At 38.1% G+C, this 13,919-nt stretch carries 12 protein-coding genes and 1 pseudogene; 2 read left to right on the top strand and 11 right to left on the bottom strand.

Features of this window, described 5'->3' with window-relative positions:
* Positions 1 to 79: 79 nt before the first annotated feature.
* From PR699_RS01800 to PR699_RS01755, 10 genes and pseudogenes are all read right to left on the bottom strand, one after another.
* Positions 80 to 517 (bottom strand): universal stress protein, encoded by a 438-nt coding sequence (locus PR699_RS01800; protein WP_004919296.1) that lies wholly within the window; start codon positions 515 to 517, stop codon positions 80 to 82.
* A 187-nt stretch (positions 518 to 704) separates the two neighbouring features.
* Positions 705 to 1,043, bottom strand: coding sequence for a hypothetical protein (locus tag PR699_RS01795; RefSeq protein ID WP_004919295.1), 339 nt, complete (start codon positions 1,041 to 1,043; stop codon positions 705 to 707).
* A gap of 187 nt (positions 1,044 to 1,230) precedes the next feature.
* Complete coding sequence (locus tag PR699_RS01790; protein WP_014658251.1) at positions 1,231 to 1,659, bottom strand: universal stress protein; 429 nt, start codon at positions 1,657 to 1,659, stop codon at positions 1,231 to 1,233.
* A 115-nt stretch (positions 1,660 to 1,774) separates the two neighbouring features.
* Positions 1,775 to 2,212 (bottom strand): annotated as a pseudogene (locus PR699_RS01785) (glyoxalase).
* Positions 2,213 to 2,272: 60 nt separating this feature from the next.
* On the bottom strand, positions 2,273 to 3,187 hold the full coding sequence (locus tag PR699_RS01780; protein ID WP_014658249.1) for a Gfo/Idh/MocA family protein: 915 nt from the start codon (positions 3,185 to 3,187) through the stop codon (positions 2,273 to 2,275).
* A gap of 375 nt (positions 3,188 to 3,562) precedes the next feature.
* A complete protein-coding gene (locus PR699_RS01775) occupies positions 3,563 to 4,345 on the bottom strand; it encodes a YaeF family permuted papain-like enzyme (protein WP_014658248.1) in 783 nt (260 codons plus the stop codon).
* A gap of 258 nt (positions 4,346 to 4,603) precedes the next feature.
* On the bottom strand, positions 4,604 to 4,828 hold the full coding sequence (gene sra, locus PR699_RS01770; protein ID WP_004919289.1) for a stationary-phase-induced ribosome-associated protein: 225 nt from the start codon (positions 4,826 to 4,828) through the stop codon (positions 4,604 to 4,606).
* A gap of 339 nt (positions 4,829 to 5,167) precedes the next feature.
* Positions 5,168 to 6,187 (bottom strand): ABC transporter permease, encoded by a 1,020-nt coding sequence (locus PR699_RS01765; RefSeq protein WP_004919287.1) that lies wholly within the window; start codon positions 6,185 to 6,187, stop codon positions 5,168 to 5,170.
* A gap of 9 nt (positions 6,188 to 6,196) precedes the next feature.
* Positions 6,197 to 7,753 carry a sugar ABC transporter ATP-binding protein gene (locus tag PR699_RS01760; protein ID WP_014658247.1) on the bottom strand — a complete coding sequence of 519 codons (1,557 nt, stop codon included), beginning with the start codon at positions 7,751 to 7,753 and terminating at the stop codon, positions 6,197 to 6,199.
* A gap of 57 nt (positions 7,754 to 7,810) precedes the next feature.
* Positions 7,811 to 8,746, bottom strand: coding sequence for a substrate-binding domain-containing protein (locus PR699_RS01755; RefSeq protein ID WP_036943881.1), 936 nt, complete (start codon positions 8,744 to 8,746; stop codon positions 7,811 to 7,813).
* A gap of 502 nt (positions 8,747 to 9,248) precedes the next feature.
* On the opposite strand from PR699_RS01755, the gene PR699_RS01750 reads away from it, so the two are divergent.
* Positions 9,249 to 12,551, top strand: coding sequence for a M66 family metalloprotease (locus tag PR699_RS01750; protein ID WP_272577820.1), 3,303 nt, complete (start codon positions 9,249 to 9,251; stop codon positions 12,549 to 12,551).
* 155 nt (positions 12,552 to 12,706) lie between these two features.
* Positions 12,707 to 13,333: a glutathione S-transferase family protein gene (locus PR699_RS01745; protein WP_036943877.1), complete on the top strand. Its 627-nt coding sequence runs from the start codon at positions 12,707 to 12,709 to the stop codon at positions 13,331 to 13,333.
* A 60-nt stretch (positions 13,334 to 13,393) separates the two neighbouring features.
* On the opposite strand, the gene PR699_RS01740 is transcribed toward PR699_RS01745, so the two are convergent.
* Complete coding sequence (locus PR699_RS01740) at positions 13,394 to 13,726, bottom strand: MliC family protein (protein WP_014658242.1); 333 nt, start codon at positions 13,724 to 13,726, stop codon at positions 13,394 to 13,396.
* Positions 13,727 to 13,919: the final 193 nt, after the last annotated feature.

The raw sequence follows: 13,919 nt of genomic DNA, 5'->3' as shown, positions 1-13,919 counted from the left end.
CTAAGATGGTAATAGATTTGCGTTAAAGATTAGAGCGTTAATAAGGCCAGTATAATACTGGCCTTATTGTATTGGCGGGTTATCTGACTACCAGTACAGATATTTTCGCATAAGAAACAATGCCTGATGCGTTTGACCCTAGTAAGTGCGTTGTGATACTCGGGTTACGTGAACCAATCACAATCAGATCCGCACCTATTTCTTCTGCCTCAGCTAACACTTTATCTCTCGGTGAACCAAAAGCGACTTTGTAAGAAATATCTTCTTGTGGGTAATCGATCTTAGCAATAATCTCTTTTAACTGCTCTTCTGAACGTTCAACGGCTTTTTTAGCAAATGAAGATAAAAGATCATAATGATAGCTATAGCTCATTGAGAACCTTGAAACATCAGGAACTGAGTGGAAAAGATGTATTTTTGCCCCCGACATTTTTGCTAAATAAATTGCGTGTTTTAATGCTTTATCCGTCAGAATATCTTCAGAAATGTCTACGGGAACCAAAATTTTATTGTACATGCGATACCCCTATTAATTAGTCATCATTCTATTATCCACCTGTGATCCCTTAGTGCGATGTGATAACTAGGATACACTTTGTGAATGTTTATCTTTTTTGTTCACCAAAAGTATAGTCTTAATAAAAACAAACTGCCGTGAGCTACCAGACGATTTGTTAAAGCAAGTTCACAATTTTATCAATATGCTAACTATCTTCTAAGTGCCATTTATGTAAGATGCGGTGCAAAAAAGGTGTGACAATTAAGCCAATACTAATAATGAATACGCTCTGTAAAAACAGCCCATATATTGCGATAAAAAAACGCCCACCTTGCGTGATTGGTGCAGGCTCTATTGCTTGTCCACTTAGCATGGATAATGCATTAAGCATTGACTCCATCAAAGAATGACCTTCAATAAAATAAAAGCCAATAATACCGGGTAACAGCCCAAGGAAAAAAACCAATAGCGACAAAAAATAAAAACGTAATACCCTGAATAAGAAATGTTCAATGCGGATAACTTCTTGCGAAAACTTTTCCATAAATAAGCTCACCATTCCCAATAAAAATAGGGCCTATTCGGCTGAACTGTTACACTCAATACCTGATACCCAACAAGATAGAAGAAAAAGGTTTAATCACTCATCGCTTTATGACGATCGTGTAAAATAAAAAATAATGGGTTCAATAAAACCTATGCTAAATATCAGCATAGGTTTATTTAAAAAATTAACGAGCTACCAATACAGAGGTTTCTGCGTAACGAACAATGCCCGCTGCGGTAGAGCCTAGGAGGTGTGTAGAAATATTCGGACGGCGTGAACCGATAACAATAATATCGGCGTTAATGTCTTTTGCAGTATTAATCACTTCATCACGAGGTGAGCCAAACGTTATGGTATAATTGACATCAGATAGTGGTAAATCAATCGTATCCATCAACATTTTCATGTCTTCTTCTGCTTTAACGGTTGCACGGTCTTTTATTTCCATATAACCAAGTGCATACGCATTAATAATAGCAGAAGAGATTGGTAGCACATGGATCAAATGAATTTTCGCACCAGACTGTTTAGCTAAATTAACTGCATGGCGAACAGCTTTACTTGTCAGTTCATCCTCAGTTAAATCTATAGGAACCAGAATCGTTTTATACATAACCCCTCCTGATAGAAAAAAGAATTTAAGTTAACAACAAAATTATAATCAAATACGCAAGAATGTCTCTTAAACAACAAGATAAATGAGATCTCTCGCTACAAATTATTAACTATTATTCTCTTAACCATGGTGTAACGGTTAAACCAACCAACATTCCTTCGGGGCTAAGTAAGCGTGTAACCATTTGCCCCCAAGGTTCCATTCGCTCATTAACTAAAATGGAATAACCTTCATTAATAAAACATTGAGTGGCTTTTGATAAATTAGCGACTTCAAATTCTATCCAGCTTTGAGGAACAAGGTGCGTTTCCGGCCAATGATCGACACCAAAACAAGATTGTGCAGCTTGAGATAATGGTCATAACGCAAAGTGTTTAACGCCACTAAGCTGTTCTTCTTCGCTGGTGAAATAATCCTGATTACCTTCCATTGCCTTTAAAGGTAAACCTAAAGTTTTAACATAGAAATCATAACTTACATTAGGCTCACGTGTTATCGGACCAAAACCTGCAACAAATAAAATTTCTGAAGCTTGATGCGAACTTAACATATTAATCCTATATAAGACTGGTATGGAATGGTTTATGAGCTGAGAAACAATGAACAGTATTTACGCAATGCTTAACATTTTCTCTACCATTTGTTGAGCATAAATCGCCTGCTCACCACTGACGTCAGGCTCGCTACCATGGCTCACCGCATCAATAAAATGGCGAATAGCCCCATCGAATCCACGTTGAACCAATATCGACTCCCAACTAGAAGGTTGTTTTTGTTTTATCCCCTCGTGACTTTCACTCATCCAATGATTCATGTTTGTCACTTGGTAGACCCCACCATCACAAATTGCTGCAACTTGCTCGCGTTGACTACCCGCTCGGCGATGCATTGATGTCGTCACTAAACATTCATTCACTTTCAGATGATGCTCTGCATAGCATAACGCTTGCTCCTCAGTTGCAATAATATTGCCTCCCAATAATTTTGCTTCGCTTCCCACGAGCCAGATAGCGGTATCTACAACGTGTAAATAATCATCTAGCATAGTAAAACGGACATTTTGAGGGCCTAGACTGTCACTACGATGTTTTTCCATACGTAATGAAGCAACTTGACTGAGGTGTTGTTTGAGTTCTTGATAAAAAGGTGAAAAGCGCCGATTAAACCCAACCATAAGCGAACGTTTCTGTTTATGTGCAAAGTCCACTAATTGCTCTGATTGGCAAAGTGTCTCAGCAAGCGGTTTATCAACATACACATGTACGCCGTATGATAACAAACTGTAAATAACTGAAAAATGGCTGGCGGTACTACTGTGTACAAAAACCGCATCACACTGCTGGGCCAGCTGTTTTATATCTGAATACAGTGGAATACGATAGTTATCACAGACGATTTTTGCTTTCCTTTGATTTGGTGAAAATGCCCCTATCAGTTGCCAATTATCTGTTTTACTCAGTATCGGTAAATAGGCTTTTTGCGCAATAGAGCCTAACCCTACGATACCAATGCGTAATGTTCTCATCAAAGATTGACCTCTGTGCTGACGGTGTAGGAAGGATACTGACAAGTATAACGAACAACTTATTTCGAGTACTAACTTGTTTTATAAAAATTTATTCGAATTATCCTTAAAAGAACCAAAAATAACGTATTGAATTTTAATTATTTTTTATAAAAACGAATTTATAGGGGGTAAAATTCGCATAATAAGACATAAAAAAGGGTTGATTTATCAAATGAGAATGGTTATCTTTTACCTAACGAATACTTGAGTAAATTACTCAAGCTTTCGTAAACGACATTGCTCACATTGCTTCCAGTTTTAGCAGGCCAACTTCTCTGAGTTGGCCTTTTTTTTCATTAACACGTCGCCACAACCCCACTTTATTGACGATATTTATCTCAGGTGAAGCGCACTCGATAAACTCCAAGATTTCAAGTGCCCTACATAGCTTAAACGATGGGTCGGAACAAAGGTCGGCACATCCCCTGTTCGCATATGAAGGATATCCGCTGGCGTTATCCATGCTGAATTCCCTTCAAATAACGGAAGTCCTGCATATTTATAGGCATCAAGGACAAACTGCGAACAAAAGAAGCCGTTAGCTTGGTCTACATCGCTACCTAACTGTACCGTCGCTAACGTTCTCAAACAAAAATTACGGATCGTTTGACCAATAAAAGGTAATTCACAAACGCGCTTTGTCACCATCCAAGGCGCTATCATCACTATCCCTTTAAAGTTATATTTGCCCCCTTCATTTTGCATAGAAAATTCACGTAATTTATGGGCGTGAATAGAGGTTAACCCCTCTTGCCGCAACACCACCATATTATTTGAGTCCGAGATAGCTTGATCGAGCGTAATGATCCTCACGCCACTGCCGACAGATTCCGCTACTTCACCAGCCCCCAAATATATTGAGGCATGACTCACCCCACTAATACTAAAAAGACGGATACCCCATGAATTAATTCCCGTTGCGGAAGACAATAAAATATCGCCTGGTAACATATCAGCAGCAGAGAGCGCCTCTACAGATTCTTTAATCGGTATCGTATTGGCTTGTTGAATGCTAAATTTTAATCGGTTACTTTCTTCATCCGTTCTAAAGCCTGTCGAACATCCTGCCACTGAAATAACACAAAAACAAAAAATTAAATATTTAAAATAAGCCAACGGGAATACCTACCCTATTTCTATTTATACGCCAATTCAATGTAACCAAGTTCCATGACTTTTTCATCGGAAACGTCTCAATATTTTATTTATTTGTAATTTTAGATAGTGACAATAATCACATATTGACCATTCTAATATGAAGATGAGGTAGCGGTCGTACTGGTTGCAAGAAAAAGAGTAAGAAATGAGGTAGGAATATCATTTGGTGTTTTTAACCCTCTAGCAATGCCAGAGGGTCAACATTCACTCAATTAATTAGCTAATAACATATTCAGGATAGAATACCGTTGTTGAGTGGTAGGTTTTTTTCTCTGTCGCTTTATTATTTAATGCCGCAACTACAGGTTGATTTTGTAATTCAGCGGGCAGCTGTTCCGTCACATTTTCTTTTGCTACGACAGAAACTCGAATATTTTTCTTAGAACGACTTAACTTATAAGGCATTCCTAATAAGCGACGTGCTGCATTATTACTTACCATTATATCGACTCCTTAACTACAACATTTAAATTCAGCAATAAGCTGAATATCAAAAACATAGCCAGTGTTGACTGCATGGGTTATTTTAAATTTTACTCAAAATTCAAAAATAACCCTAATAGTATAGCATCGATAAAATATAAGTGAATGAAATTAAACTAATTAGTTTCACAAGGGAACTATCTGAGGTGGAATTTTTATAAGATATCAATATTATTAGCACTAAAATTTAAAAAGTATCAACCTGTATTTTCTTAGCGTTAAATCCTTATTTTCTTATGATAAACGCCTTCTTATTAAAATAAAAAGGCGTTTATCTTTTATAAATAGTGAAAATATTTAACTGGCACCACGTCTATTTTTGGCGTAAGTATCAAAAGCAACAGCTAAAATAATGATCAGTCCAGTAATAATTTGCTGATAATACGCTGAAACATTCATTAAAACTAAACCATTAATTAATATTCCCATAATGATTGAGCCAATAATGGTTCCTCCGATACGACCATATCCCCCCATTAATGATGTACCACCAATCACAACAGAGGCGATCACGCGCAGTTCAAATGTCATCCCCGCTACCGCTTCAGCACTCCCTAAACGTGCACTCAGCACAAACCCAGCCAGCCCAGCTAAACAGCCAATCACCACATACACACTGACAAGAACACGTTTAACGTTCACCCCTGCTAACCGAGCTGCTTCTTGATTACTGCCAACTGCGTAAACAAAACGCCCCCAGCGGCTTTTATGCAGCGCTAAATAGCCTATCAATGCCACAATCGCAAAGATCCAAATAGGCACCGAGATCCCCAGTAGCTCCCCACGCCCCCACCAACGATAGCCAGCATCAAAACCTGAGATTGGTGCACCATCATTAATCACTAATGTCAGCCCACGCCAAATTGTCATGCCACCTAATGTGACGATGAATGGTGGAATATTCAGCCGCGTGATCCCAAGACCATGTAAAAACCCGATCCCTGTGCCTACCGCTAAGCAGATAGCTAATCCAACTAACCAGCTCATCCCTCCCCAAGCATTAGGATCTAAGCCGACTAAATTATCACCTTTAATCACAAACGCCGCTGTCATCGCGCAAACCGCCAGTATTGAGCCAACAGACAAATCAATACCAGCGGTTAAAATCACCAACGTCATCCCCACGGCCATAATTCCATAGATAGACACTTCGGTTAAAATATTAGTGATATTGCGTTCAGTCAGAAAATTACTGTTTTGGGTTTGAAAAAATAGCACCAACAGCACCATAAAAATCAAGACACCAAAGCGCTCAAAAAAAGCGATGAAATCTATTTTTTTACGGCCGACCGCCGTAGAAGATTGTTGTTGTAACATGTAAACCTCTCATACGACCATTTCTGCTGGTGAGTTTTGATGGCAAATAGCCATCATCATCATTAACTTCTCTTCTGTTGCATCATCACCTTTAATCTCCCCCGTTAAACGGCCCTCGCTCAACGTGATGATCCGGTCTGAAATCGCCATGACTTCAGGTAAATCAGAAGAAATAACAATAACCGCAACGCCTTTTTTCGCCATCTCAAAAATAACCTGATGAACTTCCGATTTGGTTCCAACATCAATACCCCGAGTTGGCTCATCAACAATTAATACTTTTGGCGACATGGCCATACACCGTGCAAGAATGACTTTTTGTTGGTTACCACCAGACAATTTACGCACTTCTTGCTCACTGCTGGCCATTTTGATTTGTAGTGCTTGTTTGTAGCTTTCTATCAAGGCGTTTTCTTTATTGCTATCCACCATCCACCCCATTTTAAGTAGATGTGATAACGCTGAAAGTGATAGGTTGTAACGAATGGATAATCCCAGCGCGGCGCCTTCTTTTTTACGATCTTCTGGAACGAGTGCAATTCCCTTATCCAGTGCATTCATTGGGGTCGTTGGCTGATAAGGCTCACCATCAAGGATAAACTCACCCGTGGTATATTTATCTGCGCCGAATAAACAGCGTGCCACCTCAGTCCTTCCCGCCCCCATAAGGCCCGCAATACCCAGTATTTCGCCTTCATGAACATCAAAACTAATATCGTGAAGCGCGATACCATGAGGATCTAAAGGTGGCTTAGTTTTCGATAAATGTTTCACCGATAGGCGAATCGGTTTGTCTCGATGATATGTTTCGCTGGCCGGCCTACGTTCAAAAATCACATTCCGCCCAACCATCATACGTATGATCTCTTGTACTGAGGTCTCAGCCACATTCCCCGATCCGGTGTATCTGCCGTCTTGAAATACCGTGAACTTGTCACATATCTGAAAAACTTCATGTAAGCGATGTGTCACGTAAATGACGCTCACCCCACGGTTTTTCAATTCCCTAACAACACGATGCAGACTTTCTACTTCAGTATCGCTTAGAGCCGCTGAAGGCTCATCCATCACAATTAATTTAGCATTGAGCGTCAGTGCACGTGCAATTTCAATCATTTGCTGCTGGGCAACACTTAACCGTGCCACTTGGGTCGTTGGCAAAATTGCCAATTGAAGATAATCAAGGATCGCTTTGGCTTCCTGATTAAGGACTTTTTCATTAATCATCCAACGCATTTTTAGCGCTTCACGCCCTAAAAACATGTTTTCCGCTACCGTCATATTCGGTAGCAAATTAAATTCTTGATAGATAGTAATAATCCCTTTTTGTTGGCGAACAATCGGGGTATCTGTTATGGAAAGCAATTCACCGTTAAACCAAATATCACCACTGGTTTGCGGTTGAGCGCCAGCAAGTGCCTTTAAGAAAGTGGATTTACCCGCACCATTTTCCCCCAATAACGCATGCACTTCCCCTGGCATCACTGTCATTTGGGCTTGACTTAGCGCCCAGATCCCTGAAAAGCTTTTGGCAAGATTTGTAATTTTAAGTAGTGGCTCTGACATAAAAACTCCTTTTCAGGAAAACAGGGCTCACCGAGCCCTGAATAGCACTGTAAATGACTATTTCAATTCACCAATACGTTCCGCTTGATCAAGGTTATCTTTGCTAATAATTGTGGGAGGGTAATCCGCGCCTGTGATCGCTTTTTTGTCACGAATATTATCGACCAATTGCCCCATCGCCATTTTTACTGCGTAGCCTGCGCGCTGATCAGCCGTTACAGCCATCCAACCTTCCTTAATACGACTAAGTGCTTCAGGACTTGCATCAAAACCTGTCACTAAAATGTCGCCCGGTTTATAACCTTGCGCGCTCAGCGCCTCAATCGCACCAAGGGCCATATCATCGTTAGCAGATAAGATCACATCCGGTTTTTTCGCGAGTGAAGGCAATAAACTTTCGGTGATGCGCATCCCTTCCGCTCGCATCCAATTACCATTTTGGTCAGCGACTAAGCGGTATTTACTCCCCCCTTCTTTTAAGCTATCGCGGATCCCTTTCGTACGTTCAATATTTGATGAGGAGCCAGGTTGCCCTGTAATTAAGATCAGATCGGCGCCATTTGGAAACTGCTTTTTGACATATTCCGCAATGGCGTAACCGCCTTTGTAATTATTAGCCCCAAAATGCGGCACCGGTTGTTGTGCATTAATGGTTCTATCAAGAGTCACCACCGGTAAGCCAGCGCTTTGAATTTCAACCACCGCATCGGCAATGGCATTGACATCATTAGGTGACACAATAAAGCCCTGTGCACCTCGTGTGATCGCATTTTCAATATCAGCAACTTGCTTAGGTGAGCTACCTTGCCCATCTAAGACTTGAATATTGACTCCTAACTCTTTAGCGGTTTTCACCGCCGATTTCTGCATATGCACTTCAAACGGGCTGGCCAATGTTGGCGGACTAAAGACAATTTGTTCATTTTCAGCCATCACACTCGGTGTTAAACCCAATACAGCAACCAGCGCGGTTAATTTCATGATATTTTTCATTTTGCCCTTCCCACTGATTATGAATACATGTTGTGTTTTGATGTCACCAATATTTAACATGGCGATAACATAGATATACATTAATGAAACATATATTCCAATTTTTATTATATGAAAATTTTGTTTTTGTTGTGTTGATAACGAAATTAAGTGGAAAGTCAGAAAATTATGTTACAAAGATCACAGATTTCTCTCATTCTATCCCCTGATTAAGGGGACTTCGGCGCCTTTTTTACCCCTTGAGATCTTGGTGATTTCTTTCGTAAAGAAATGAAATATTCATTCTATTTTATTAACCGATGGGATTATCTCTAAGCGAATTGCTATTAATGAATAAATCAAGAAATTCAAGTGTTCAGAATGAACAATTGACTGATTATTTGGCTAAATTAAGATTAACTATAAAATAATTTGCTTATCATTTTTATTTTTTTCTTTATTATCTAATACTGCTAATAAAATGAAGATATTAGCAATAAACTAATCAATTAAAAGGATTTATATGCTAGCTTTGACAATTTGCATTTGCCAAAATCGTCATGAAGTGATGATACCGACAACACAATTAAATAAAGAAAATGATACTCATTCATCTCATTTATTAGGTCTTAATGACCTTAATAATAACCCAAATACACTGTTTGATTTTTGGCAATCGTTGATAGATAACCTTGTTATCTCACGGTTATTTGATACACAGATTAATAATCATGCGCTGATTAAAAAAATGACCGATGAACAAGGGGTGTATAATAAGTTATTGTCTGAATACAAAGAAAAACTAGGGAAAGTTTTTTACTATAATACAAATAATTATCCAAGTGATATCCAAGGGGATCTTAAGGGGAATGTATTTTATGCTCAACATAGCATTATCCCAGCCATTAATCGAATTGATGATGATATACAACCTCATCTCGTTTCAGGCCGTAAAACATTGGTGATATTTAAGCCTCATGAAAAAATCAAAGAAAATGAGCAATTAAATATTAAGGTCTATAATGAGGATAATGAAAAGATATATTCAACCTACCTACTTCCACCATCAAAACTGCCTAAAATTGCAGGCACTGAGCAACGGTTTACCCGCTTAACACCTGACGATTTTACTATTCCTAAATCGTTTGATTTTACTATCAATGCATCAAAAAAGATTAAAGAATTGACTGAGAGCACAAACTACCTCAATCAACTTATGACCGAAAATGACATTATTAGAGTCGATATTGATGCTGAAAATTTATCTATTAACTTAGATAGTTTAAAAAAACGCCCGAATAAAAAACTCATATTGAATTTAGCGGATAATATCGATGCAAATATTAAATATAGAAATAATTCAATACCTCTCTCTGCACAGCAATCTTTTGTTATGATAAGCGATGAAACAGGTCGTTGGTTTACTCGTGACGAATCTAGATTATCTTTTCACTATCAACAAGCGTTAAATATTGATAAATACAAAACCCCCGAAACCTTTGATGTGGAATTTACGAAAAATGATGATATTAATCATATCTCTAAGAAACCCAAATTATTCCAAGATATTATTAAAAAAAATGACACTATTAAAATAGCAACCAGAGATTACCATTGGGCGAAAGATTTTATTATCCCCAATAGTAAACAATATGCCAATAAAAAAATACTTTTCACTTCTCAAGCTTATTTTAATAGTGATGTTACCTATGGCGATAATGAAGTTAGAATTACTACGGGTGAAACTAAGCTTTTTATTAGTGATGATGAAGGTGTATGGTCAATTTACTCTCCGGATACCCAAAGTACGGTTAACTATGCCTTGCCTCAATCATTTGATATCAAGATAAATAAAAACAAGGAATTGCAAAAAATATCAAAAGATATTTGCTATTTTAACGAAGTTATCAATAACAATGATAACATCCATATCGCAACGCGTAATGCTAATTGGGCCCGTCATTTTACATTAGAGACTCATCCCAATTTTAAAAATAAAAAAATTTATTTTTCATCAGAGGCTGACTATGACAGTCATGTTTTCTATGGTGACCAAAAAATAACGATAAGAAAAGGTGATAGCCAATTATTTGTTTGTGATGAATTTGGTTTTTGGCGTACATATGAAGGTGAGCCTTTAATTAATGATGACAGTGATGAAATCAGGTATATCGAAAATGGCTGGTCTGTTGCTATTCCTGCTGAATACATTAAGCCCAAAATAAGGTTGGAATTCGATTATCATGGAAAACAAGGTACGCTATCTGATATTTATGTCGGAGCCCCAACAGAACTTCTGCTCCATACTATCGATATCGGCATGTTGACTCCCTATAGAGGAGAATTAGCATTTCAAAAAAATGCTGAATTACAACGCCAATATTTCCAACAAATCCCTATTAATCGTTTAATCGTCTCTCACTACGCTCCAATCCACTTAAAAGAGATTGTTCTTCCTTCAGGAAAACATTTAACTCATCGTTCAGATGATGATGGAGGTGGGCATAATGGGGATATGCGAGAGCAAATTTCTAAAGATCTTATTTCAGATGGCATTAATTTAGCCAATTACGGCGTTCATTCATCGGCGACAAAAGAAAATAACTACTTACCTACCGCACAAATTACGATACATAATTCCCGTGGTATATATAAAAATGGCTTACAAGAGCATGGTTGGTCAGGAGGAGCGGGAAAAGCCACATTATACAACACCGTAGATAATGAATTTAGTCATGAACTGGGTCATAATTATAAGATTGGTCATTACTTTAAGGGATTTAAAGGCGGTGTTCATGCAACCCCCGATAAACCTAATTCGACATGGGGATGGGATGCCGACAACAACTTTTTTATTCCTAACTTTGAAAAAAAGAAAACAAATAAGTACACGGTTTTAGATGCGCGTGATCCTAATGCAGAAAAAGCAGAACCCTATATGCAACATGCAATGCTAAAAGATGCTATGTCTGGTGGTGAGCTATACGATAAAGCGTACAATGCGTACACATTACATACCCCAACAACGGCTCAAGCTATTCAACATTTTTTCGAGAACTCTGCAATATTTAGCAAAACATCGTCAACAGGTTATCAAAAGTGGGATCCCAATACACAAACAATGCAAGAGTACCTACCCCCTCATGCAAAAAATATTTCTTTTGTGGATGTACCAATAGTAGATAATCAAGATGTTACGGAGACAACTTTATCAGCGCTACTTAATAAAAATGACCATATAAAAATAGAGAGTTATAATTCTCACTACCCACCCAATATTTATCTACCTCAAGCGGATCACAGCAATAAAAATAAAGTGATTGAGATAGATTGCACTTCTCAATGGAGTATTAAACTACATGTTAATGGTAATAAGCAGATAATCAGCCATAATACAAAAGTGTATTATATTTCAAATGGAGATTCATGGGAGCCGTCCTCTGAATTAACCTTCATTCAAAAACCCGTAAAACAAGGTGTTCCGGTTGTCACTTTAGTCGGTTTTTATGACCCACAAAATCAATTAAAAAGCTATATCTACCCTGCGTTAGAAGGCTCTTATGGGATGGTATACAACAACGATACTATCGATACGACTAAACCATATCTTGCAGTGACGCTACGTAATGGTGAGGTAAAACAATATCAACTTGATCAACACCGATTTATTAGCCAGTTAATGAATAAGTTCCACATTAATATTGAACGTCGCTTAGAGCCAGTAAAAGCAGAGTTATATGTTAAAGGGCAACGAGTCTCATCACAGCATATTGAACTAACTGATCAACCTCTTCCTACCACCATCAATGGTATTATTCAAAGTTAACTCTTGTGTACGCCTACTACAATACGTATAGGCGTCGTTTCATCGTCGCCATTAGCAATAATGGCGCTTTTAGCTGATATCACCACATTTAAATTGCGCTTCCTATAGAGCTATGTTATTCCCATTATTTCTTATTGATGCTTTTCGAGGCCGTTATGCTAAAGATCCTAGGTCGTACCACATCAATCAATGTTCGCAAAGTCCTGTGGGCTGCACAAGAAGCTCAACTTCCCTTCATTCATGAGCCACAATGGGGAGATGAGTTAAGCCTAAAATCTGCTGATTATCTTAAGCTTAATCCTAATGGGCTCGTCCCCGTATTAATCCACGAAAATGGTATTTTGTGGGAAAGTAATACAATTTGCCGCTATATTGCCACCAAAGCACAACGCTTTGATCTACTACCTGAAAGCCCAGAAGAAAAAGCAGACGTTGAAAAATGGATGGATTGGCAAGCAACTGAACTAAACAGCGCATGGCGTGCTGCTTTTATGGCACTTGTTCGGAAAAGTGATAGTTTTATTCAGTACCCTGAATTGATAGCTAAAAGTACTGATGAGTGGAACAGTAAAATGCTGCTGCTTGAAGCAGAGCTTGAAAAAAATGGTAATTTTATTAATGGAAAACAATTTACGGTAGCTGATATTACTCTAGCACTCTCTATACATCGCTGGTTGCTTACACCGATTATTAGGCCAAACACCCCTGCTATTTCACAATATTATCAGCAAGTATTAACGCGTCCTGCCGCTAAATTATATTTAGACCCCAATATCCCTTAATTTCAATAACCGATAATTAGTAAAGTAGAGTGTGCTAAATAAATTAGCACACTCCATTAATTATTTGACTAATTTACAAGTACGGCCTTTATCATCGGTAATGCGATTGTTAACAACATCATCTTCAGAAATTGTGGCTAAATTAAACTCATTCTTCCCATGAGACCACAACTGCATGTTTTCGCCAACATAACGAGCACCATTTGCTGCTGGAGCGCTTTTTAACACGATAAGTTCATCGCTATAAAGCATCACAGCGGTATTTTCATCAGGGAATGAAACCCTAATTTTTTGATCTTCACACTTATAAATGTCCGTTTTTGCCGCAAAAGCAGATGACGCTGTTAATGCAGAAACAAGTGCTATAGCCGAAACTGAAATAACTTTACGCATTTTTTCTCCTTAAATCGCTTTGAGAGGTTCTTACCTCTCGGCGATATCATGACAAATCTCATTTTTTGATACATAAGATTCATCCGTAATTATTCTTTTTTCGTCATTTCATTTTATTTTTTTAATTTATCTAAGAGTTTCTACTTGTTATTTTAATAGCTTAAATAATCTATTGCCCTAAAAAAATAGTTGT

This window comes from Providencia sp. PROV268 (assembly GCF_028477805.1).
In the GTDB taxonomy this organism is placed as follows: Bacteria; Pseudomonadota; Gammaproteobacteria; order Enterobacterales; family Enterobacteriaceae; genus Providencia; species Providencia stuartii.
The sequence above is the reverse complement of the archived record's forward strand: the minus strand, read 5'-3'. Positions and strand labels throughout refer to the sequence as shown.